The organism is Mycolicibacterium elephantis DSM 44368, assembly GCF_004014805.1.
GTDB classification, from domain to species: Bacteria; Actinomycetota; Actinomycetes; order Mycobacteriales; family Mycobacteriaceae; genus Mycobacterium; species Mycobacterium elephantis.
In genome coordinates this window covers 132,493-155,383 of the sequence record NZ_ATDN01000012.1, presented here as the reverse complement: position 1 = coordinate 155,383, position 22,891 = coordinate 132,493, and the positions used below count along the sequence as shown (strand labels likewise).

Annotated in this window: 16 protein-coding genes and 1 tRNA gene; 14 read left to right on the top strand and 3 right to left on the bottom strand. The window is 69.3% G+C overall.

The features are described 5' to 3' along the window. Positions 1 to 34: 34 nt before the first annotated feature. The 8 genes from MELE44368_RS10305 to MELE44368_RS10270 all read left to right on the top strand — a co-directional run bounded on the left by MELE44368_RS10305 (position 35) and on the right by MELE44368_RS10270 (position 11,140). Positions 35 to 1,033 carry a PQQ-dependent sugar dehydrogenase gene (locus MELE44368_RS10305; protein ID WP_128108466.1) on the top strand — a complete coding sequence of 333 codons (999 nt, stop codon included), beginning with the start codon at positions 35 to 37 and terminating at the stop codon, positions 1,031 to 1,033. 64 nt (positions 1,034 to 1,097) lie between these two features. Next, positions 1,098 to 2,465, top strand: coding sequence for a cytochrome P450 (locus tag MELE44368_RS10300; RefSeq protein WP_128108377.1), 1,368 nt, complete (start codon positions 1,098 to 1,100; stop codon positions 2,463 to 2,465). Between the two features lie 173 nt (positions 2,466 to 2,638). Beyond that, complete coding sequence (locus MELE44368_RS10295) at positions 2,639 to 5,044, top strand: S15 peptidase family protein (RefSeq protein ID WP_241566551.1); 2,406 nt, start codon at positions 2,639 to 2,641, stop codon at positions 5,042 to 5,044. Positions 5,045 to 5,140: 96 nt separating this feature from the next. Continuing rightward, entirely contained in the window at positions 5,141 to 6,943 is a 1,803-nt protein-coding gene (gene stpK7 / locus MELE44368_RS10290) for a serine/threonine protein kinase StpK7 (protein WP_128108375.1), read from the top strand. Between the two features lie 188 nt (positions 6,944 to 7,131). Continuing rightward, entirely contained in the window at positions 7,132 to 8,682 is a 1,551-nt protein-coding gene (locus tag MELE44368_RS10285; protein WP_128108374.1) for a serine/threonine-protein kinase, read from the top strand. Positions 8,683 to 8,933: 251 nt separating this feature from the next. Continuing rightward, the gene (locus MELE44368_RS10280; RefSeq protein ID WP_128108373.1) at positions 8,934 to 9,416 is read left to right on the top strand and encodes a DUF5994 family protein; all 483 of its coding nucleotides are present in this window, start codon (positions 8,934 to 8,936) and stop codon (positions 9,414 to 9,416) included. Between the two features lie 123 nt (positions 9,417 to 9,539). Next, positions 9,540 to 9,743 carry a cold-shock protein gene (locus tag MELE44368_RS10275; RefSeq protein ID WP_128108372.1) on the top strand — a complete coding sequence of 68 codons (204 nt, stop codon included), beginning with the start codon at positions 9,540 to 9,542 and terminating at the stop codon, positions 9,741 to 9,743. 209 nt (positions 9,744 to 9,952) lie between these two features. After that, positions 9,953 to 11,140 carry a fatty acid desaturase family protein gene (locus tag MELE44368_RS10270; RefSeq protein ID WP_128108371.1) on the top strand — a complete coding sequence of 396 codons (1,188 nt, stop codon included), beginning with the start codon at positions 9,953 to 9,955 and terminating at the stop codon, positions 11,138 to 11,140. On the opposite strand, the gene MELE44368_RS10265 is transcribed toward MELE44368_RS10270, so the two are convergent. Both MELE44368_RS10265 and selD read right to left on the bottom strand, forming a co-directional pair. Next, positions 11,137 to 12,522 (bottom strand): glycoside hydrolase family 183 protein, encoded by a 1,386-nt coding sequence (locus MELE44368_RS10265; protein ID WP_128108370.1) that lies wholly within the window; start codon positions 12,520 to 12,522, stop codon positions 11,137 to 11,139. The two genes, MELE44368_RS10270 and MELE44368_RS10265, sit on opposite strands and share 4 nt — an antisense overlap. 363 nt (positions 12,523 to 12,885) lie before the next feature. Next, positions 12,886 to 13,878 carry a selenide, water dikinase SelD gene (selD, locus tag MELE44368_RS10260; RefSeq protein ID WP_128108369.1) on the bottom strand — a complete coding sequence of 331 codons (993 nt, stop codon included), beginning with the start codon at positions 13,876 to 13,878 and terminating at the stop codon, positions 12,886 to 12,888. Between the two features lie 38 nt (positions 13,879 to 13,916). Between selD and MELE44368_RS10255 the strand changes: the two genes are divergently transcribed. Next, positions 13,917 to 14,011 (top strand) — tRNA-Sec (locus MELE44368_RS10255). 26 nt (positions 14,012 to 14,037) lie between these two features. On the opposite strand, the gene MELE44368_RS10250 is transcribed toward MELE44368_RS10255, so the two are convergent. After that, the gene (locus tag MELE44368_RS10250) at positions 14,038 to 14,556 is read right to left on the bottom strand and encodes a DUF488 domain-containing protein (RefSeq protein ID WP_128108368.1); all 519 of its coding nucleotides are present in this window, start codon (positions 14,554 to 14,556) and stop codon (positions 14,038 to 14,040) included. Positions 14,557 to 14,597: 41 nt separating this feature from the next. Here MELE44368_RS10250 and selA point away from each other — a divergent pair, with 41 nt between their 5' ends. From selA to nrfD, 5 genes are all read left to right on the top strand, one after another. After that, positions 14,598 to 15,881: an L-seryl-tRNA(Sec) selenium transferase gene (gene selA, locus MELE44368_RS10245; RefSeq protein WP_128108367.1), complete on the top strand. Its 1,284-nt coding sequence runs from the start codon at positions 14,598 to 14,600 to the stop codon at positions 15,879 to 15,881. Beyond that, positions 15,869 to 17,545 carry a selenocysteine-specific translation elongation factor gene (locus tag MELE44368_RS10240; RefSeq protein WP_128108366.1) on the top strand — a complete coding sequence of 559 codons (1,677 nt, stop codon included), beginning with the start codon at positions 15,869 to 15,871 and terminating at the stop codon, positions 17,543 to 17,545. The genes selA and MELE44368_RS10240 overlap by 13 nt, the downstream gene beginning before the upstream one ends. 101 nt (positions 17,546 to 17,646) lie before the next feature. Then, positions 17,647 to 20,907 carry a formate dehydrogenase gene (fdh, locus tag MELE44368_RS10235; protein WP_128108365.1) on the top strand — a complete coding sequence of 1,087 codons (3,261 nt, stop codon included), beginning with the start codon at positions 17,647 to 17,649 and terminating at the stop codon, positions 20,905 to 20,907. After that, positions 20,904 to 21,737 (top strand): 4Fe-4S dicluster domain-containing protein, encoded by an 834-nt coding sequence (locus MELE44368_RS10230; RefSeq protein ID WP_128108364.1) that lies wholly within the window; start codon positions 20,904 to 20,906, stop codon positions 21,735 to 21,737. The genes fdh and MELE44368_RS10230 overlap by 4 nt, the downstream gene beginning before the upstream one ends. Beyond that, entirely contained in the window at positions 21,734 to 22,678 is a 945-nt protein-coding gene (gene nrfD, locus MELE44368_RS10225; RefSeq protein ID WP_128108363.1) for an NrfD/PsrC family molybdoenzyme membrane anchor subunit, read from the top strand. The genes MELE44368_RS10230 and nrfD overlap by 4 nt, the downstream gene beginning before the upstream one ends. Positions 22,679 to 22,891 lie beyond the last annotated feature (213 nt).

Here is a 22,891-nt window from a genome sequence, read left to right as displayed (position 1 = left end):
CGCGCGCGCATTGCTGGTCGTCGCATCGAGCGTGATGTTGGTGGCCGCATGCGGATACAACACCGAATCCCGCGGTCAGCCCAGCGGCGCGGAACCGCGGGACGTCGCCGCCAACCTCGACGTGCCGTGGGGCATCGCGTTCCTGCCCGACGGCGGCGCGTTGATCGCCGAACGTAATACCGGCGCGATCAAACACATGGCGGTCTCGGGAACGGTGAACCCGGTCGGCACCGTGGCGGGCGTGGCAGCCCGTGGGGAGGGCGGCCTGCTCGGGCTGGTCACCGCCGGGCAGACCGTGTTCGCCTACATCACCACCGCACAGGACAACCGGGTGGTCCGGATGAGCTTCGACGGCACCGCGCTGTCGGCGCCGACGCCGATCTTCACGGGCATCCCGGCCGGGTCCATCCACAACGGCGGACGCATCGCGTTGGGCCCCGACGGCAAGCTCTACGTGGCCACCGGTGAGCGCGGCGATCCCGACCTGGCGCAGGACCCGTCGTCGTTGGGCGGCAAGATCCTGCGCATCAACCTCGACGGCTCGGTCCCGCCGGACAACCCGGACCCCGGATCGCCGGTCTGGTCCTTGGGCCACCGCAACATTCAGGGTTTGGCGTGGGACGGCGCCGGGCGGATGTGGGCCACCGAATACGGGGCGAACCGGCTCGACGAACTGAACCTGATCGAACCGGGCGGCAACTACGGCTGGCCGATGGTCGAGGGCCGCGGCGGCGCCGACGGCCTGATCGACCCGGTGATCCAGTGGGGCGTCGACGAGGCGTCACCGTCGGGGCTGGCGTTCTGGGGCGGCGCGCTGTGGGTCGCGGCGTTGCGGGGTCAGCGGCTGTTCCGGATCCCGGTCGGCGCCGACGGCGCGCTGGGCAGCCCGGAGGCGCTGTTCGTCGGGCGGTTCGGGCGGCTGCGGACGGTCGTCGCCGCCCCCGACGGCGCGTTGTGGTTCACCACCAGCAACCGCGACGGGCGCGGAAGCCCGCGCGACGGCGACGACCGGATCCTGCAGTACCGGCCCTGAGTCGTCGTCGAGCGATTTCGGAAATCGCTTCCATGTCGGCGGCGAGGTTCGTACGCTATTAGGCATGAGTAGAACAACGCGGACGGGGCTGCCGCCGGGACCTCCGATCCCCTCGGTTGTTCAGATGCTGTTGATGGCGCGGTGGTGGGCGCAGTTCGTGGCCGCGTGCCGGCGCCGCTACGGCAACGTCCTCACGCTGCGCAACACGGTGATGGGTCAGATGGTGTACCTCGCCGACCCCGACGACATCAAGACTGTGTTCGCCGGGGATCCGCGGGTGTTCCATGCCGGCGAGGCGAATTCGATGTTGGGCGGGCTGCTCGGCGACAGTTCGGTTCTGGTGATCGACGGTGATGCGCACCGCGAGCGTCGCCGGCTGATGATGGGCCCGTTCCACCGCGACGCGGTCGCGCGCCAGGAGACGACCATGGCCGAGCTCGCCGCGGAGAACATCGCGGGCTGGCCGGTGGGCACGCCGTTCGCGGCGGCGCCGAAGATGTCGCAGATCACGCTGGAGGTGATCCTGCGGACGGTGATCGGCGCGAGCGACCCGGACCGGCTGGCCGCGCTGCGCGACGTGATGCCGCGGCTGCTCAACGTCGGGCCGTGGCAGTCGATGGCGATCGCCAAACCGCACCTGCTGGGCCGTCGGCCGTGGCGGCGGTTGCGGGAGTGCATGGCCGAGGCCGACCGGCTGCTCTACGCCGAGATCGCCGAGCGCCGCGCCGATCCCGACCTGGCGTCGCGCACCGACGCGCTGGCGATGCTGGTGCAGGCCGGCGCTGACGACGGAACCGCGATGAGCGACAAGGAGTTACGCGATCAGTTGATCACGCTGCTGGTCGCGGGCCACGACACCACCGCGACCGGGTTGTCATGGGCGTTGGAGCGGCTGACCCGCCACCCGCAGATCCTGGCGAAGGCGGTGGCCGCGGCGGACTCCGGCGACGACGAGTACCTGGACGCGGTGGCCAAGGAGACGCTGCGGGTGCGGCCGGTGGTGCCCGATGTGGGCCGAATCATCAAGGAGCCGGTGGAGATCGCGGGCTATCGGTTACCTGCGGGAGTGATGGTGGTGCCGAGCATCACGCTGGTGCACTCGAGCGACTCCGTCTATCCGCGGCCCGAGGAGTTCGACCCGGACCGGATGGTGGGCGCGACGCTGAGCCCGACGACGTGGCTGCCGTTCGGCGGCGGTAACCGGCGTTGTCTCGGTGCGGGTTTCGCGATGGTCGAGATGCGGGTGGTGTTGCGGGAGATCCTGCGCCGCGTCGAACTGGCCACCACGACGGAGCCGGGGGAGAAGACCCGGCTCAGGCACGTGATCTTCACGCCGCGAAAGGGCGCCCGGATCACGGTCCGCGCGCGTCGCTCTGGCGATTTCGGTGCGCAAACCATCGCTGAGCGCGACTTAGCGCACCCAAATCGCTGAGCGACAGCAGCTGCCGCAGACCGGCCAACTCGACACAACCTGTTTCACCTGGCCGTTTTACCGTTCTGAGCTGGGAAAACCCACCTTCGGGGCGGCTTTGGCAGCAATGGCTGCAGGCGGCAGATTCGGCCAAACGCCCACTTCCGGCGCGTGGTGTCGGTAAGCACTTACTGGTGGGCGTGGGACGGATCAGCGGGTTGGTGGTAGCCCTCGGCGTGGGTGTCGCGGTGCTGACGGGTCAGGGTGTCGCGTTGGCCGCGCCGGACTCCTCGGGATCGGACACGACGACCGAGTCGGCGTCGACGACGGAGCCCTCGTCCGCCGAACCGGAGGAGTCGCCGGCCGCCGAGGCGCAGGGGTCGACGCCGCTGCATCGGCTGCGACAACGGCTGCAGAAGCGGTGGGACGAGGCGCAGGAAGCCAACTCCGCCCGGCTCGCCGAGCAGAAGGCGACGTCGACGGTGGGGAACGGCCGCAACGTGAATTCCTCTGGCGGCTCCGAAGATTCGACCGAGGCCGACGAGCCCGAGACCGTCGACCAGCCTGACACGACCACCGAACCTGAACAGCCTGCCGCCGCTGACGTCCCTACACCCACCCCGCAGGACTCGACCGTGGACGTGGTTGCCGAGCAGACGCCCGTCGTCGAGCAGGCGCCCGTCGTCGCGCACGTCACCGTCGTCGAGCAGGAGCCTGTCGAGGACGAGCCCGCCGAGCGGGCCACGGTCGCGGTGTCCAATCTTCTTACCGCAGTGCTCAATCCGTTCACCGGTGCCGGCAACACGCCTGCCGCGCCCGCCGGAACACCCGCCGTGTGGGCACTGGCCGCCGCCGCGCGGCGCGAATTCCTCGGCGCGGTACCCGACCTCGACCAGGAGGCGAACCCGGCAGCGACCACGGCGGTCGAGAAGGTCGTCGCGATACCCGTGACGCCGGTGCTCGCACCGCTGCAGCAGATCCCGATCCTCGGCCCGCTGGTGATCACCCCGATCGTCGCCACCATCAAGCAGATACCGCTGATCGGCGACATCCTTCACCCGATCATCGGCTATCCCCTCGGCGCGACCGGCGGAACGACACCACGCGACGTGTACGTCATCTCCGCCGACGGCACCCCCATCTACGTGCACTTCTTCCCGGCGCAGGGCGCCGCCAGGGGCACGGTGGCGCCGACGATCCTGTACGGCTCCGGCCTGGGGCTGCCCGGCGAGACGAACCCGCTGGCGATGAAGAGCCCGTTTCTGCCCAACCAGGTGATCGGCATCGGCATGCTGCTGCGCGCCGGCTACAACGTCGTCACGTGGGATCCGCGCGGCGAGTGGAGTTCGGGCGGCCGGCTCGAGATCGACCATCCGGATTACGAGGGCCAGGACATGGTCGCGATCATCAGCTGGGTCTCGCAGCAGCCCGAGGCCCAGCTCGACGCGCCCGGCGACCCGCGCATCGGCATGGTCGGCGCCTCCTACGGCGGCGGAATTCAGTTGGTGACGGCGGCAATCGACGACCGGGTCGACGCGATCGTGCCGACCATCGCGTGGCACAACCTCAACACGGCACTGTACAAGAACGGCGCCACCAAGACCAGTTGGGGCGCCATCCTCACCGCGGCGCTGCTGTTCACCGGCGCCCGGGTCAACCCGCGGATCTACTCCGCGGTCGTGGTCGGCCTGATCACCGGGCAACTGCCGAAGGTCGCCCAGAACTTCCTCGACGCGCGCAGCCCGTCGCAGCTGCTCGAGAACATCACCGCCCCAACGTTGTTGATCCAAGGCACGGTGGACACGCTGTTCACCCTGCAGGAGGCCCACGACAACGCGATGGTCCTGATCGCCAACGGTGTTCCCACCAAGGTGGTGTGGTACTGCGGCGGGCACGGCGGGTGCATCACCAGCACCAACAACGGCGAGGTCATCGAGCGGGCCACGCTGGACTGGCTGGACCGCTACGTCAAGGGTCTGCCGGTGTCGACCGGCCCGCAGTTCGAGTGGGTCGACCAGCACGGCCGAAACTTCGCGTCGAACACCTACCCCGTCACATCCGCGACGCCGCTGACCGTCACGAGCACCGCGGGCGGCACCCTGCCGCTGCTGCCGCTGCTGGGCGGGTCCGGCCCCAACTTCAGGGCGCTGGGGGCGGGACCGCTCGGCGCGCTGCTGGGATTCCTGTCGGGCGCCCCGGCGCTCAACGCGGTCAACCTGACCAGCACCGCGGCGCCCGCCACCACCTACATCGTCGGCGCGCCCGAGTTGGAGTTCAGCTATTCGGGCACGGGGTACACCCGGCATGTCTACGCCCAACTCGTCGACGACTCAACGGGTTTGGTGCTCGGCAACCAGGTGACACCGATACCGGTGACGCTGGACGGCAACACCCACACGGCGAAGGTCTCACTGGAGCCGGTCGCGCACACGCTGGCGCCGGGGCAGACGGTGACGCTGCAGATCGTCGCGTCCGCGGTCACCTACCAGACGCTGTGGACGCTGGGGGAAATCAGCATCTCCGACATCACGCTGACGCTGCCGACCGCGGACGCGTCGGCGATCTCGACCCCCGACGCCGCACTGGTGCAGGCGGCCTGAGAAAACCGAAAATGACACGCGCTGCCACATTGCTGGCAAACGTGCGATAGTTTCGACCGACACAGCGACGCGGGGACGCTGTTCGAGGAGTGATGGGTGGACGCGACACCATTCGGGCACTATCGACTGCAGCAGTTGATCGGCCGGGGCGGAATGGGGGAGGTCTACCGCGCCTACGACACCCGCACCGACCGCGTCGTCGCGCTGAAGGTGCTGCCCGCCGCGATGGCCGCCGACGAGACGTTTCAGGAGCGGTTCCGGCGCGAATCCCATGCGGCGGCCGGTCTCAACGATCCGCACGTGGTGCCCATCCACGGCTTCGGCGAGATCGACGGCCGGTTCTACCTGGACATGCGCCTCATCGAGGGCCGCAACCTCGGCACCATCCTGTCCGGCGGGGACAACGCGCTGGACCCGGCGCTGGCGGTCAGCATCGTCGAACAGGTCGCCAGCGCGCTCGACGCCGCGCACAAGGCCGGCCTGATCCACCGCGACGTCAAACCGTCGAACATCCTGATCACCGACCGAGACTTCGTGTACCTCATCGACTTTGGGCTCGCCCGCTCGGCCGGTGATCAGGGGCTGACGACGGCGGGCAGCACCCTGGGCACGATGGCCTACATGGCCCCCGAACGCTTCGAGGGCAAACCCGTCGATCCCAGCGCCGACATCTACGCGCTGACCTGCGTGCTCTACGAATGCCTGACCGGGGTGCGGCCGTATCCGGCCGACACCCTCGAGCAGCAGATCGCCGCGCACATGACCAAGGACGTGCCGCGGCCGTCGGCCACCGATCCCAGGCTCGCCGCGTTCGACGACGTCATCGCCAAGGGCATGGCCAAAAAGCCGGGCAAGCGCTACCAGACGGCAGGCGCGCTGGCCGAGGCCGCGCGGCAGGCCCTGGATGCGCCGGTGCGGGTGGCGGGCAGCGGTCGCCACGCCGCGCACCGCAAACCGGTCACCAAGCGGCGGGTGCTCGCAGTGACCGGTGCCGTCGTGCTGGTCGCCGCGCTGGGCACCTTCGGCGTGTGGCAGGGGCGCGGCGGTTCCGGCGGCTCCGGGAGCGACACCACCCCGGCCAGCATGGCCGAGAGTTCGTCGACGGCGACGCCGGAGGCGGTGACGGGTGCGGTGGAGTCGATCGCGGCGACGGTGCCCGAGGACATCCGGTCCACGGGCCGGCTGATCGTCGGAGTCAACGTGCCGTATGCACCAAACGAATTCAAAGACGCCGAGGGCCAGATCGTCGGGTTCGACGTCGACCTGATGAACGCGGTCGCGCGCACGCTCGGCCTGGTGCCCGAGTATCGCGAGACCGCGTTCGAGGCGATCTTCCCGTCGGTGCGGGCGGGCGACTTCAACGTGGGGATGTCGTCGTTCACCGACACCAAGGAACGCCAGGAGTCGGTGGACTTCGTCGACTACTTCGAGGCGGGCACGCAGTGGGCCCAGCAGGTCGGCTCCTCCGTCGACCCGGACAACGCGTGCGGGCTGCGCGTCGGGGTGTCCTACGCGTCGCTGCAGGAGACCGACGAGATCCCGGACAAGAGCGCGGCGTGCGAGGCGGCAGGCATGCCGCCGATCGACAAGGCCGTCTACGTCAGCCAGAACGACCTGAACACCGCGCTGATCACCGGCGAGGTCGACGCGATGTCGGCCGATTCGCCGGTGACCGGGTTCGCGATCAAAACCTCGGGCGGCGCGCTGGAGGCGGCCGGGCAGGTGTTCGACGCCGCACCCTACGGCTGGCCGGTGGCCAAGGGATCGGGGCTGGCCGAGTCGCTGCGCCTGGCGCTGGAACACCTGATCGAGACCGGCGAGTACCGCACCATCGCCACGATGTGGGGCGTGGAGCAGGGCACGATCGACACCCCGACGATCAACGGCGCCACGAAATAGCGTTTCGCTTTCCCGAGGTCAGGGAACCCGGCGTTCGGCGGTCTACCAATCCATCTGTGCGGCATACACTTTGGTAGTGTCGAGCGCTCGCGGCCCGGACCAGCGCGTTAGGTCCGGGCGCGCAGCGGGAACCCTGACGTTTGACCTGCACTGTCGCCTTCGCGCGCCGCACACGGAAAGGATTTCATGTGAGTACCCCGAAGGGCGGCTCACGACTGGGCACCCGGTTCGGGTCCTATGAGCTGCAGTCTCTGATCGGGGTCGGGGGCATGGGCGAGGTGTATCGGGCCTACGACACCGCGCGCGACCGCATGGTGGCGATCAAGCTGTTGCGACCGGACCTGGCGTCGGACCCGACGTTCCAGGAGCGGTTCCGCCGCGAATCCCGCGTCGCGGCCCGGCTGCAGGAGCCGCACGTCATCCCCGTGCACGACTTCGGGGAGATCGACGGCGTGCTCTACATCGACATGCGGCTGGTCGAGGGCGCCAGCCTCAAGGACGTGCTGCGCAACGAGGGGGCGCTGACACCGCGGCGGGCGGTGTCGATCATCGGCCAGGTGGCCTCGGCGCTGGACGCCGCGCACGCCAACGGCCTGGTGCACCGCGACATCAAGCCGGAGAACGTGCTGCTCACGCCCGACGACTTCGCCTACCTGGTGGACTTCGGCATCGCGCACGGCACCGGCGAGGCGACGGTGACGATGACCGGGCTGCTCATCGGGTCCAGCGCCTACATGGCGCCCGAACGCTTCAACGGCGAACGCGGCGGCCCGTCCTCCGACGTGTACTCGCTGTCATGCCTGCTCTACGAGGCGCTCACCGGCCGGGCGCCGTTCGAGGCGGCCGATCTGCGCCAGGTCATCAGCGCGCACCTGTTCAACCCGCCGCCGCGGCCCAGCATCATGCGCCGCGGGGTCAGCCGGGCCTTCGACGACGTCGTCGCGCGCGGCATGGCGAAGAAGCCCACCGACCGCCATGCCTCGGCCGGTGAGCTGGCCAGGGCGGCCGCCGCGGCGCTCGATCAGCCGCCCGTCGCGACGCCGGCCCCCGCGGTCGCGCCCGCCGCGCCGCCGTCGACGCGGCAGTTCTCGGCGGCTTATCCGAACCCGGCCGGCACGGGCTATCTGCCGTACGCGCCGCCTGCACCTGCGCCGCCGGCGCGCAAGTCCCGGTTCGGCCCGGCACAGCTGGCGCTGCTGATCGGAACGATCGTGATGTTCACCGCGGCTGTGGTGCTGGCGGCGGTGCTGGTGTTCGCTGACGGCGGCGGCAGCGAACCGCAGACGACGCTGGCGGTGCCGCCGGAGCCCAGCGCGCCGACGACGACAACGACGACGACGACGTCGCCCACCACCACGTCGCCGACGACGACCACCCCCACGACGACGCCGTCGCCGACCGGGGCTCCGATCGCCGGGGTGTCGGGCACCGATTCGCTGGGCTTTGTCGGCCACTCCGCCCGGTGTGACGCGGGCGACTCGCCCGCGGCGGCGATCCGGACGGCCAACTCGCTGGCGGTGGTGTGCGAAACCTCGCCCGGCACGTATTACTACCGCGGCGAGCGGCTGAGCGACGGCGCGAGCCTGCAACTCGGCAACGCGGTGCGCTCCGGCGCCGGGTTTGTGGCGGTCAACCCCGCCGACGGGGCCCGCTACGAGGTGCGCCCCGACATGTTGACGATCTCCAGCAGCCGCGGTGTCGATGCGGCGGAACCGGCGCTGGAATTCGGCTCGGGCTAGCGGCGTGTACGCTGGGTGTCAGACCAATCGGTCAGCAGCGCATCTGCGCTTTGAATGCCCTTCGCCCCGCCGATTTCGTGGGCCCGGAGCGCACCCTATTTGAGGACTTGCTTTATGAAGTCATCCGAACTGTTTTCCCATCTCGACAAGGCCGAGCCCACCTCGAACACCAGTCGATCCGACGAACCCGTGAAGAACCCGGTGTTCTCCGATCAGCCGCATCGGAAGTCGTTTGTAACGTCGCGGCACTCATGAACGGCTTGACGGGTACGCGGCGACTGGCCCGGCCCGTCAGGGTGGTGCTCGCCCGCAAACTCGGCGGCACGGACATCGACGGGGCATGGTGGCCCCACACCGGCTCGACCGCCGGCGAATTGCCGCAATTGATCGAGGTCTTACACCCATCCCTCGGCGAGATTGTCGACATCTGCGTCAACTGGTCGGCGACCGACGGCGAGTTGGACCTGAATTCAATCCTGACCCGGGCGCGGCCCAACGCCGCTGCCGCGCATCGACGGCACCGGTTGATGATGATTGTCGGCCGTAACGCCCAGGCCAGGCTTCTTGTCGTGCCGCATATGACGACACCGGCGCTGGGTAACTTGGTGATGCGATGCGCGTCGGGCAGACCGCTGGTCGGTTCGGAACTTGACAGCCAGTGGTGTGGCGCGGCCGAGGGCGTTGTTCGAGACGCTGGCACGCAGTGCGCGTCGTGGATAGGCAGTGTTGCGTAAAGCATTGGCGCACAAGGTATTTTCAGCGACCTGCTGTCGGCGATAGGGTTGACGGCGGGTGGGCTGCTATCCTGACAACGGATGTTCTCTGACATCCGTTCAGAATGAGAGAAGTTGGAAAGTATGACACAGGGAACCGTGAAATGGTTCAACGAAGACAAGGGCTTCGGCTTCATCGCTCCCGATGGGGCCTCTAACGATGTGTTCGTCCATTACAGCGAAATCCGCGGTAACGGCTATCGGACACTGACGGAAAACCAGCGCGTTCAGTTCGAAATCGAACAGGGCGCCAAGGGTCCGCAGGCAGTCGGAGTGACGGCCGTCTAACGAGTACCTCGTCGTTGTGGGCTGGCAGGTTTCCTGCTGGCCCACAACGCATTTCCAGGCATTGCGGGCTGGTGGAGAAGACTTGTCAGAAATCGCCGGCCCTTTATCACCGGGATGCAGCGTCCCAGATGAAGTTTAGGAAGCGCCGCTCTTGGGGATGACCAGAGCAGGCACACGCTGCCTCGACCGAACGGACATTAGGACAACTCTTGGCAATCACCGACGTTGCCGCATATGCGCATCTGAGCAAGACGGACATCGATGCCCTCGGCGGTGAACTCGACGCGATCCGCCGCGACATCGAGGCATCCCTCGGTGAGCGTGACGCCGACTACATCCGCCGCACCATCAGGTTCCAGCGGACACTCGAGGTGAGCGCACGGATACTCATCGCCGTCAGCCGGTCACGGGCGAGTTGGGCACTGGGAGCCGCGGCGCTGGCCTATGCCAAGAGCATCGAGAACATGGAAATCGGCCACAACGTCAGCCACGGCCAATGGGATTGGATGAACGACCCGGAGATCCACTCGAACACATGGGAGTGGGACATGGTCGCGGTTTCCTCGCACTGGCGGTATTCGCACAACTACCGCCACCACGTGTTCAGCAACGTCGTCGGGCTGGACGAAGACCTCGGCTACGGCGTTATCCGGATAACCCGTGACCAACCGTGGCAGCCGAAGCATCTCGTGCAGCCTCTCCGAAACCTTCTGCTGGCCGCCGTCTTCGAGTGGGGGATCGCCTTTCAAGGCGTGCATTCCGAGCGTGACCGCCTGACACCGGACACCGGCAAGGTATCCAGGGCACGGATGGTGCTCGTAGGCAAGATCGCCCGCCAAGCCGTCAAGGACTACGTTCTGATGCCGGCGCTGAGCCGGTCACGGTGGCGAAGAACCCTGGCCGCCAACGTATCGGCCAACGTCTTGCGCAATCTGTGGGCTTACCTGGTGATCTTCTGCGGGCACTTTCCCGACGGCGCTGAGAAGTTCACCGCCGACGTTCTGGAGCAAGAAACCCGCGCCGACTGGTATCTGCGCCAGATGCTGGGTGCGGCCAACTTCGATGCCGGTCCGCTGCTGGCGTTTTCGAGCGGGCATTTGTGCTACCAGATCGAGCATCACTTGTTTCCCGATCTGCCGAGCAACCGTTTTGCCGAGGTGGCGCTGCGGGTAAGGGCGCTATGTGAGAAGTACGACCTGCCGTACACCAGCGGTTCGCTTGCCCGCCAATATCTCCTGACATTGCGAACCATCCACAAACTGGCGCTGCCCGACCGGTTCCTGCACGCCACGCCGGACGACGCGCCCGAGACCGCCTCGGAACGCAAGTGGTCCGCCGGTGGCGTCGTCGGGTTGCAGACCGCGTTGCAGGCGCGGTCCCGCCGACGCTCTGGTTAGGGCAGAACAGTTTTCATCAACATCACGTTGTACGCCGACCACAGCGAGAGGTTGTAGTACAACTCCTTACCCGTCGACCAGGGATGCAGGAACGGCGCATAGATGCCGCCGGGGAAGTCCCACGAGCGCACGAGAAGTCGCTCGGGGCTCCACGGGCCCTGCGGCGCCGGCGCGGTTCTCGCGACGATGTCGTTGGCGCCGTTGCCATACAGCACCAGGTACTGGTTGAGGTACGTGTTGTATTGCGCCGACATCTCGCTCACCGGGGCGGGGATCACCGGCGTGGCCGCGGCCGGATCGCCCGGCACCCAGGCGTTCGCGTCGGCGCTCCAGTACTCGTACTTTCTGAGGTCGGGCACGTAGGCCGGAAGCACACGGGAGACGAACGCCGGGCCGCCGCGCCCCGACGGGGTGCCGAACGAGTAGATGTAGGGGTCGCCGGGCCCGGGTTTGAGGAACGCGCCCTGCTGGAAGTTCTGGTCTCCCGCACGGTGTTTGACGTTCGGGACGGCATCCGGGCGGGCGGGACGGACGCTGTCGGGGTAGATGCCCCAGTGCTCGCCGTTGTCGGGCGACACCGCGATCGCCGAGTAGTTGGTGGTCCAGCGGCCGTCGCCGTCCCAGCTCTTGATCGACATGAAGTTGAGGTACTGCTTGCCGCCCACCGCGATTCCCGCGGTCGGGATCATGCCCTTCTCCTCGGGCGCCCACTTCACGCCCGGCAGGATGGCTTTGGAGATGTTCGGCCGCAGCATCGGTGAACCCGAATAGCTGCCGGCCAGAACGCCGTTGGGTACGGCGACGGTGTTGGACAGTGTGCCGTCCTGGCTGCGCATCAGCACGTTGTAGCGCCACTGCTGGCCGCGCACGCTGCAGTAGCCGTAGGTGTCGCCAAACGCCATCAACACCTGGCGGTTGGCGGGATCGCCGTTGTCCCACATGATTCCGAGGTCGGTGCCGGTGATCGCGAACCGTTCGATGGTCTTGTTCGGGCTGTCGGGACCCGTCACCCACCCGACGAGCGAGGTGCCCGGCGCCGACGGCGGCGGGGGTGGTGCAGGCGGCGGGTTGACGGTCTGGGCGTCGGGCACGTCCGGGCGGGGCCGCACCCCGGCTTGCTGCTGCAGCGGCGCGGAGATTTGGCCCAGGCTCGGCAGCGGGGCGTCGTCGTTGGCGCCGTCGGGGCGTTGACCGAGCGGGCGGCGGTTGAGGCCCGGCAGCAGCGGGGTTTCCTCGGCGTTGTTGGCCGCGGGGGGTTGCGCGGCGGCGGCGGCGCCTGTGCACGGTTCGGCCGCGGCCGGTGGTGCGACACCGAGTGTGGCGATCAATCCGATCGCGGCCGCCGACGCCGAGAGGCTTGCAATGCGTGGACGCGGCGACATGTCACACCTTTCCGGTTTCCGGGGCGGACGTCGCATTGACGTCAACAGTGGGGCTGATGTGACGATAGTGATCAATGATCTTGTTGGGATCGCTGAGTTCTACTTGATACCCGTCCGTGACCGTGTCGCAACCGGTTTTCGACGGGTCCCTCTTCGCGAGGCGTACACCAGGGTCGCGATCGCCCGCGGGTCAACGGCCCTGGTGTTCGTTTCGCGAGGTGTACAACGGGGTCGCGATTGCTCGTCGGTTAACGACCCTGGTGTTCGTCTCGCGAGGCGTACACCAGGGTCGCGATCGCCCGCCGGTCAACGGCCCTGGTGTACGTCTCGCGAGGGCGGATAGGCGGCTACACGTGTACGGCGTTATCGGACGACGATCGTGTGCTCTCCGCGCGGCACCAGTTCACCGATGACGGCCGCGCCCGGGATCTCGCCGGCGATCAACAGTCCACCCGACGTCTGCGCATCGGCGAGCAGCAGCGCCTCGGCGTCGTCGACCGCGCTCAGGTCGACATGCGGCGAGACCCAGTCGAGGTTGCGCTTGGTGCCGCCGCTGACATACCCGTCGGCCAACGCCTCGCGCGCGCCGTCGATGTAGGGCACCGCCTTCGCGTCGAGCACCGCCGTCACCCCGCTGGCCCGCGCGAGCTTGTGCAGATGACCCAGCAACCCGAAACCCGTGACGTCGGTGGCACATTCGACACCCGCCTCCAGCGCAGCCTGGGCCGCAGCGGCATTCAGCGTCGTCATCACCTCGATCGCCTCCGGGAAACGCTCACCGGTGGCCTTGTGCCGGCTGTTGAGCACCCCGATGCCCAGCGGCTTGGACAACGACAGCGGCAGCCCCGCCTCGCCGGAGTCGTTGCGCAGCAACCGATTCGGATCGGCGATACCCGTCACCGCCAGGCCGTACTTCGGCTCCGGATCGTCCACGCTGTGCCCGCCCGCCAGATGGCAACCGGCCAACCCGCAGACGTCCAGCCCGCCGCGCAGCGTCTCGGCGGCCAACTCGAACGGCAGCTTCTCGCGCGGCCAGCCCAGCAGGTTCACCGCGACGACGGGCCGCCCGCCCATCGCGTACACATCCGACAGCGCGTTGGCGGCCGCGATACGGCCCCAGTCGTAGGCATCGTCGACGACCGGGGTGAAGAAGTCCGTCGTCGCGATCAGCGCCGTGTCGCCGTCGACGCGCACCGCGGCCGCGTCGTCGCCGTCGTCCAGACCGACCAGCAGCTCGCCCACCGGATCGCGCGGCGTCGCCGACGTCAGCCCGCGCACCACGTCCTCGAGCTCGCCGGGCGGGATCTTGCATGCGCAGCCGCCGCCGTGGGCGTACTGGGTCAGTCGATAAGCCATGGCCTCCATGCTGCCCTGGCATGATCTGGCGTGGGCAGGGAGGCGTATCCGGTCTGGTGACCGGCGCGGTCTTCAAAATCGTTGAGCGGCAGATTCTGTCGCTGGCGGGTTCGATTCCCGTCCGCCTCCGCCACCGCACAGCGCCGCGGAACGCCCAGGTCAGACCCACACCAGCTGGCCGTCGTCGCGCAGCCGCGCGCCCTCGGACGGCGGGTGGGGGCGCAGCCGGCCGTCGTGCATGAGATGGCACACCTCCGTGGAGCACTTCACCACCGCGACGTCGGCGACGATGCGCCGATGACAGCGCCACCACACCGCTTCGCTGCACATCATCGCGGTGCGCTGCCGCCGCGCCTGCGCGAGCAGCTCGTCGAGCGCCTCGCCGAACTCCGCGGTGCGGGTGTAGGCGGCGTAGGCGGCGAACTGCTTCACCCGCCACCAGGTGTCCTCGGGCTCGGTGTCGGCGGGCAGGCGCCGGCGCCCGCCCAGGCGTGCGTCCCAGCGGTAGTCCAGCCCGGCGTCGGCCGCCCACGCGGTGATCGCCTCGGTTGCGACGTCGGGGTTGCGCCGGCTGTTGGGGTAACGGCGGATGTCGACGAGCGCCTCGACCTCGGCGCCGGTCAGCAACGCCACCAGCGCCGCCTTGTCCAGCGTCCCGTGGCCCACCGAGATCAGCACTTCCTCTGTCTACCCCAGCGGCGGCTTGCCATGATGGCCCCATGTCCGAGGATCCGCGCCGGCAGGTGCCGCGCACCGACGTGCTGCTGGCCGATCCTCGCCTGGCCGAAGCCTCGCGCACGTTGGGTCGCACGCTGGTGAAGTCCGTCGTCGCCGACGCCCAGCAGCAGGCGCGGGCGGGCACGATCGCGGCCGACCAGGTGGCCGACTACGCGGTCGCCGCGTTGCCGAGCAGCGCCGCGAGCCTGCGCCCGGTGATCAACGCGACCGGCGTCGTCGTGCACACCAACCTCGGGCGCGCGCCGCTGTCGCAGGCCGCCGTCGACGCGATGGTCACCGCCGCGGGCGCCACCGACGTCGAGTTCGACCTCGAGACGGGACGACGTGCGCGCCGCGGCCGGGGCGCGTTGGCAGCGCTGGCCGCCGCCGTCCCGACCGCGGGCGGCGTGCACGTTGTCAACAACAACGCCGCCGCGCTGCTGCTCACCGCGATGACGCTGGCGCCGGGCAAGGAAATCGTCGTCAGCCGCGGCGAGCTCATCGAGATCGGCGACGGGTTCCGGCTGCCGGAGCTGATGCAGTCCACCGGGGCGCGATTCCGCGAGGTCGGTACCACCAACCGCACCCATCTGCGCGACTACACCGACGCCATCGGCGCCGACACCGGCTTCGTGCTCAAAGTGCACCCGTCGAACTATCTGCTCAGTGGATTCACCTCTGCGGTAGGTGTTTCCGAACTGACCGGGCTGGGTGTGCCGCTGGTCGTCGACATCGGTTCGGGGCTGCTGCGGCCGCATCCGCTACTGCCCGACGAGCCCGATGCGACGACGATGCTGCGCGACGGCGCCGACCTCGTCACCGCCAGCGGCGACAAACTGCTCGGCGGGCCGCAGGCCGGGCTGCTGTTCGGGACGGCGGAGTTGGTCGAGCGGCTGCGACGGCACCCGGCGGCGCGGGCGCTGCGCGTGGACAAGCTCACGTTGGCGGCGCTGGAGGCGACGCTGACCGGCCCTCCGCCGCCGGTCGTCGAGGCGCTGGAGGTCGACGTGGCATCGCTGCGGGAGCGGGCGAAGCGCCTGGCCGCGCAGTTGCCCGGAGCGGAGGCGGCCGACTGTGTCGCCGCGGTCGGCGGCGGCGGCGCTCCCGGCGTCGAATTGCCAAGCGCGGCAGTCAGTCTGCCCGAGTCGTGCGCGGCGCCTCTGCGGATGGGCGACCCGGCGGTGGTCGGGCGGTTGGAGAACGGCCGCTGCCTGTTGGACCTGCGGACGGTGCGGCCCGGCGACGACGACGCGCTGGTGCGTGCGGTGCGGGCATGCATGTCATAGCCACCGCGGGCCACGTCGATCACGGGAAGTCGACGCTGGTGCAGCGGCTGACCGGCATGTGGCCGGACCGGCTGGCCGAGGAGAAGCGCCGCGGGCTGACGATCGAGCTCGGCTACGCGTGGACGGAGATCGCGGGCCGGACCTTCGCGTTCGTCGATGTCCCCGGACACGAGCGGTTCGTCGCCAACATGCTCGCCGGGGTCGGGCCGGTGCCCGCGGTGATGTTCGTCGTCGCGGCCACCGAGGGGTGGATGCCGCAGTCCGACGAGCACTTCGCCGCGGTGCAGGCGCTGGGGGTGCGGCACACGCTGGTCGTGATCAGCAAGGCCGACCTCGCCGACCCTGCGCGTGCCATTGCTGAAGTGCGGCAGCGGTTTCCGGTCGCTCCTGTGGTGCTGGGCACGGATCTGGATGCGGTGCGGGCGGAGCTGGGGGCGCTCGCCGAGCGGCTGCCGGACCCGGATGTGGACGCCGACGTGCGGCTGTGGGTGGATCGCTCGTTCACGATCCGCGGCGCGGGTACCGTCGTCACCGGCACGCTGGGGGCGGGCACGCTGCGGGTCGGCGACGAAATCGAGCACGCGGGGCGGCGCTACGCCGTGCGGGGGTTGGAGTCGCTGGAACGCGCCCAAGTGTCCGTTTCGGCGGTGGCGCGCGTTGCCGTGAACCTGCGCGGCGTGGACCACCGCGACATCCGCCGCGGCGACGCGCTGCGTACACCGGGGGCGTGGCTCGACACCGCCGAAGTGGACGTTTCGGTGCGCGCCGCCGACGAGGTGCCTCGAAACCTGGTGCTGCACATCGGCTCTGCGGCCGTGCCGGCGACCGTCCGTCCGCTGGGCGCGGCAGCCAGGCTGCGGCTGGCGCGGCCGTTGCCGTTGCGCGTCGGCGACGTCGGGCTGCTGCGCGACCCCGGCCGGCATCGCATCGCCGCGGGCATCGAAGTGCTCGACGTGCGCCCGCCGCCGCTGCGACGGCGTGGTGCGGCGCGAGAGCGAGCCGCCGAGCTGGCGTCTGGGCGGGCGCGGCCGCCGGTGTGTGCGCGTGTGAATGAGTTGCGCGCCATGGGGTTTCCCGTCGACGGGCTGCGGATCGGCGAATGGGTGGTGGATGAGCAGTGGTGGGCGCAGCGGCGATCCGGCGCGACGGTGGCGGTGGAGCGGTGGTCGAGGGAGCACGACATCGCGGCGGGAATGCCGCTGGAGACACTGCGGCAAGAGCTCGACCTGCCCGCCGCTGAGCTGGTGGCCGGGGTGCTCGACGGAACGGGTCTCGTCGTCGCCGACGGGTTGGTGCGGCGACCCGACGCGGAGCTACCCCCGCGGGTGGACGAGGCGGTGCGCACGGTCGAAAAGTGGTTGGCGGCGGAGCCGTTCCGCGCGCCCGACGCCGATCGGCTCAGCGAGCTCAAACTCGGTCCTCGTGAGCTCGCCGCGGCGGTGCGCGTGAAGCGGTTGGCCCGGATCGCCGAGGGCGTCGTGCTCGGCGGGGACGCTTTCGAACGCGCCGCCGAGGTGCTGGCGACGCTGGCGCAGCCGTTCACCGTCGCCGAAGCCAAGCGCGCGCTGAACACCACGCGCCGGGTCGCCGTGCCGCTGCTGGAACAGCTCGACGCGCGAGGGGTGACGCGACGGGGGCCAGACGGCACTCGCACGCTGGTCTAACGGCCGCTCGCGGGGAGTTTGGCCCACTGTCCCGGCGTGCGCGATTGCCTTCTCCGCGGTTCCCGGGTTTGATCGAAAGACCGCCGGGTAGGGAGAGCTTCATGGAGATCAAGAGACTGTTCCAGTCGTGGCCGGTGTATCGCCAGCTCACGGGGGAGGATCCGACGGGACGCGGGCAGGCCGCCCAATCCAAGCGCAGCGCCACGCTGACCCCGCGCACCGTCGACGCCGACCGCGTCGCGCACTCGGTCTGCCCGTTCTGCGCGGTCGGCTGCGCGCAGAACGTCTACGTCAAGGACGACAAGGTCATCCAGATCGAGGGCAACCGGGACAGCCCGATCTCCCGGGGCCGACTGTGCCCCAAGGGATCTGCGAGCAAGCAGCTCGTCACCGGCCCGCAGCGGCTGACCAAGGTGCGCTACCGCCCGCCGTATGCCACCGAATGGCAGGACCTCGACCTCGACACCGCGATGGACATGGTCGCCGACCGGGTGCTCGACGCCCGCGAGAAGGGCTGGCAGCAGTTCGATGCCGACCGCAATACGTTGCGCCGCACCATGGGCATCGCCAGCCTGGGCGGCGCGACCCTCGACAACGAAGAGAACTACCTGATCAAGAAACTCTTCACCGCGCTGGGCGCGCTACAGATCGAGAACCAGGCCCGGATATGACACAGCGCCACGGTTCCCGGTCTGGGAGCCTCCTTCGGTCGCGGCGGGGCGACGGACTACCAGCAAGATCTCGCCAACTCTGACTTCATCGTCATCATGGGCTCGAACATGGCCGAAGCCCACCCCGTCGGGTTCCAGTGGGTGGTCGAGGCCAAGGCCCGCGGCGCGCGCGTCGTCCACATCGACCCGCGGTTCACCCGCACCAGCGCGCTGGCCGACCAGCACATCCCGCTGCGCGCGGGCAGCGACATCGCGTTCCTCGGCGGCGTGATCAACTACATCCTGTCCAACGAACTCGACTTCCGCGATTACGTCACCGCCTACACCAACGCGTCGTTCCTGGTCGACGAACGCTACCGGGACGCCGAGGATCTCGACGGGCTGTTCAGCGGCTACGACCCCGACACCGCCTCCTACGACCCCGCGACGTGGCAATACCAGACCACCGACGCCGAAGAGGGCGGCGCCGCGGACATGGAGGAGGCCGCGCCCGACCGTCACGGCTCCGGCGGCGCCCCGATCGAAGGCGCCCACCAGATTCCGTCCGACCCGACGCTGCAGGACCCGCGCTGCGTCTACCAGATCCTCAAACGCCACTACGCTCGCTACACCCCCGAGATGGTCGAACGGATCTGCGGCGTGCCCGCCGAGCAGTTCCTCGAGATCGCGCGGGCCTGGACGGAAAACTCTGGGCGCGAACGCACCTCGGCGCTGGTGTACAGCGTCGGCTGGACACAGCACTCGGTGGGCGCGCAGTACATCCGCGCGGGCGCGATCATCCAGCTGCTGCTCGGCAACATCGGCAGGCCCGGCGGCGGGGTGATCGCACTGCGCGGACACGCCAGCATCCAGGGCTCCACCGATGTGCCGACGCTGTTCAACCTGCTGCCCGGCTACCTCGCGATGGCCCAGGCCGGCCACGCCACGTTGTCGGACTACCTCGACGACATCATGGGCACGTACCAGAAAGGGTTCTGGCGCAACGCCGACACCTACATGGTGTCGCTGCTCAAGGAGTACTGGGGCGACGCCGCCACCGCCGACAACGACTACTGTTTCGACTACCTGCCCCGCATCAACGGCGACCACGGCACCTACCGCACCGTGATGGACATGGTCGACGGCAAGGTGTTCGGCTACTTCCTGCTCGGCCAGAACCCGGCCGTGGGCTCGGCGCACGGCCGGCTGCAACGCCTCGGCATGGCCAACCTGGACTGGCTGGTGGTGCGCGACCTCGTCGAGATCGAAAGCGCCACCTTCTGGAAGGACGGGCCCGAGATCGAGACCGGCGAGATCACCCCGCAGACCTGTCGCACCGAGGTGTTCCTGTTCCCGGCCGCCTCGCATGTGGAGAAGTCCGGCACGTTCACCCAGACGCAGCGGATGCTGCAGTGGCGCGACCAGGCCGTCGGACCGCCCGGCGACGCGCGCTCGGAGCTGTGGTTCTTCTACCACCTCGGCCGTCGGATACGCGAAAAGCTCGCCGGCTCAACCGATGAACGCGACCGCCCCATCCTCGACCTGGCGTGGGACTACGAGATGGACGGCGACGAACCCTCGGCCGAGGACGTGCTGCGCCGCATCAACGGCGTGGACCTGACCACTGGGCGCGCGCTCAACGGCTACACCGAACTCAAGGCCGACGGCAGCACCGCGTGCGGCTGCTGGATCTACAGCGGTGTCTACGCCGACGAGGTCAATCAGGCCGCCCGCCGCAACCCGCACACCGGGTACGGCCCGCCCGGCGAGTGGGGCTGGGTCTGGCCGATGAACCGGCGCGTGCTCTACAACCGCGCCTCGGCCGATCCGCAGGGCAGGCCGTGGAGCGAACGTAAGAAGCTCGTCTGGTGGGACGCCGAGGCCGGCGAGTGGACCGGCTACGACGTCCCGGACTTCGAGAAGACCAAACCCCCGGACTACCAACCGGATCCGGACGCCGTCGGCGTGGATGCTTTGAGAGGCGACGACGCGTTCGTCATGCAGGCCGACGGCAAGGGGTGGCTGTTCGCGCCCAGCGGCCTGCTCGACGGACCGCTACCGACACACTATGAACCCCACGAGTCGCCGGTGCGCAATGCGCTCTACACACAGCAGGGCAACCCGGCGCGGAAGGTTTACGGGCGCGACGACAACCCGTCGAATCCGTCACCGCCCGAACCGAACGGCGACGTGTTCCCGTACGTGTTCACCGCCGCACGGCTCACCGAGCACCACACCGCCGGCGGCATGAGCCGCCAGCTGCCCTACCTCAGCGAGCTGCAGCCGGAGCTGTTCGTCGAGGTGTCCCCGCAACTGGCTGCGCTGCGCGGACTTTCGCACATGGACTGGGCGCACGTCATCACCAGCCGCACCGCGGTCGACGCCCGGGTGCTCGTCACCGACCGGATGCGCCCGCTGCGCATCGAGGACCGGGTGGTGCACCAGATCTGGATGCCCTACCACTGGGGGCACGTCGGGCTGATCGACGGCGACGTGGTCAACGATCTGCTCGGCGTGGTGGCCGACCCGAACGTGTTCATCCAGGAGAGCAAGGTCGCGACGTGCGACATCCAGCCGGGCCGGCGGCCCCGCGGACCCGAATTGCTGTCCTACATCGCGGAATACCGCCGCCGGGCGGGGATCACGATCGAGACGGGAACCCGGCTGGACACCACCGGCCCGGCCGACGCGCACACCGAGGAGACGCCATGACCGCCTACGACGAGCAGCCGCGGGTGGGGTTCTTCACCGACACCTCGGTGTGCATCGGCTGCAAGGCGTGCGAGGTCGCGTGCAAGGAATGGAACGGCGTGCCCGACGACGGGTTCAACCTGCTGGGCACGTCGTTCGACAACACCGGTGAGCTGGGCGCGAACTCGTGGCGCCACGTCGCGTTCGTCGAGCAGGCCCCGGTGGACTTGGGCATGCCCGGGCTTCAGCGGCCCGGCGACGCCTCCGGCGAAGAGACTCGCACCGACTTCCGGTGGCTGATGAGCAGCGACGTGTGCAAGCACTGCACCCGTGCCGGCTGTCTGGACGTGTGCCCGACGGGCGCGTTGTTCCGCACCGAGTTCGGCACAGTCGTTGTGCAGCAGGACATCTGCAACGGCTGCGGATACTGCGTTTCGGGCTGTCCGTACGGGGTCATCGAGCGCCGCGAGGGCGACGGGCGCGCCTGGAAGTGCACGCTGTGCTACGACCGGCTGCGCGACGGGCTGGAACCGGCATGCGCCAAGGCGTGCCCGACGGACTCGATCCAGTTCGGCGTGCTCGACGAACTGCGCGAACGGGCCGCGCAACGCGTCGAGGATCTACACGCCCGCGGCGTCACCTCAGCCCGGCTGTACGGCGAGGATCCCGACGACGGCGTCGGCGGCGACGGCGCGTTCTTCCTGCTGCTCGACGAGCCCGAGGTGTACGGACTGCCGCCGGATCCGGTGGTACCCACGCGCGACGCCCCGGCGATGTGGCGCTACGCCGGGATCGCGGCGTCGGCGTTGGTGGGCATCGCGGTGTCGGCGTTCGCGGGGCGGCGCCGATGAAGGAACAGCTGGCGGTGCCGCGCGCGGAGTTCCGCTCCTACTACGGCAAGCAGATCCTCAAGACGCCGGTGTGGAACTGGATGATCGCGGCCTACCTGTTCACCGGCGGGCTGTCTGCGGGCTCGGCGATGCTGGCCGCAGGCGCGGACCTGACGGGATTGCCTGGGCTGCGCAGGGTTTCGCGGATCGGGTCGCTGCTGAGCGTGCTGGCCAGCCTGTACTTCCTGATCGCGGATCTCGGGCGGCCGGAACGGTTCCACCACATGCTGCGGGTGGCTAAACCGAGCTCGCCGATGAGCGTGGGCACCTGGATCCTCAGCGCGTATGGTCCCGGCTCGGGCGTGGCCGCGGTGGCCGAGGTGATGCCGAAGCGGCTGCGACGCACGTGGCTGGGTCGGCTGGTGTCGCGGTCGGCGCGGCCCGCGGGGCTGTGGGCGGCGGCGACGGCGCCGGGGGTGGCGTCGTACACGGCAGTTCTGTTGTCGCAGACGGCGGTTCCGGCGTGGCGGGAGGCGCACCCGTACCTGCCGTTCGTGTTCACCGGCTCGGCCGCGGCCAGCGGCGGCGGGCTGGGCATGCTGCTGGCGCAGCCTGCCGAGACCGGCCCCGCACGGCGGATGGCCGTCGTCGGTGCCGCGCTGGAGGTGACGGCGTCGCGGGTCATGGAGCAGCGCATCGGCCTGTCCGCCGAGGCGTACACGACCGGCAGGGTGCATCGGTTACGTCAGCTGTCGGAGGCGCTGACGGTCGGCGGCGCGGTGGGTGCGGTGCTCGGGAGACGGCGCGCGGTGACGGCGGTGTCGGGGGCGGCGCTGCTGGTGGGCAGCGCGCTGCAGAGATTCGCCGTGTTCGAGGCGGGCGTCGAGTCCATCCGCGACCCGAAATACGTTGTGGTGCCGCAGCGGGAACGGGTCGACGCGCGTGAGCGGACCGGTGTCTAGGTGCACATGCCGAAGTGCCAAGCTCTGAGCGAATAATTCGCTGTCGTCGGGACGGCGCGTAGTAGTTGAGCGAAATTTTCGCTCAGAGGTTGGCACAAATAGCACCGTCACCCTGGAGAGCCGTGGCCAGCGATCGGCGGGTGGTCACGCCGAGCGCCCGCCCGGGCCGCGGCTGCGCGCCGCGGGTGGTCACGCCGCCGGGGCCAAGCGCCG

Coding starts and splice junctions, on each gene's coding strand:
- MELE44368_RS10300 (WP_128108377.1), top strand. CDS start 1,098: ATGAGTAGAACAACGCGGACGGGGCTGCCGCCGGGACCTCCGATCCCC.
- MELE44368_RS10265 (WP_128108370.1), bottom strand. CDS start 12,522: ATGTCGCCGCGTCCACGCATTGCAAGCCTCTCGGCGTCGGCGGCCGCG.
- selD (WP_128108369.1), bottom strand. CDS start 13,878: ATGGCTTATCGACTGACCCAGTACGCCCACGGCGGCGGCTGCGCATGC.
- selA (WP_128108367.1), top strand. CDS start 14,598: ATGTCCGAGGATCCGCGCCGGCAGGTGCCGCGCACCGACGTGCTGCTG.
- MELE44368_RS10275 (WP_128108372.1), top strand. CDS start 9,540: ATGACACAGGGAACCGTGAAATGGTTCAACGAAGACAAGGGCTTCGGC.
- MELE44368_RS10280 (WP_128108373.1), top strand. CDS start 8,934: ATGAACGGCTTGACGGGTACGCGGCGACTGGCCCGGCCCGTCAGGGTG.
- MELE44368_RS10305 (WP_128108466.1), top strand. CDS start 35: ATGTTGGTGGCCGCATGCGGATACAACACCGAATCCCGCGGTCAGCCC.
- MELE44368_RS10240 (WP_128108366.1), top strand. CDS start 15,869: ATGCATGTCATAGCCACCGCGGGCCACGTCGATCACGGGAAGTCGACG.
- MELE44368_RS10230 (WP_128108364.1), top strand. CDS start 20,904: ATGACCGCCTACGACGAGCAGCCGCGGGTGGGGTTCTTCACCGACACC.
- nrfD (WP_128108363.1), top strand. CDS start 21,734: ATGAAGGAACAGCTGGCGGTGCCGCGCGCGGAGTTCCGCTCCTACTAC.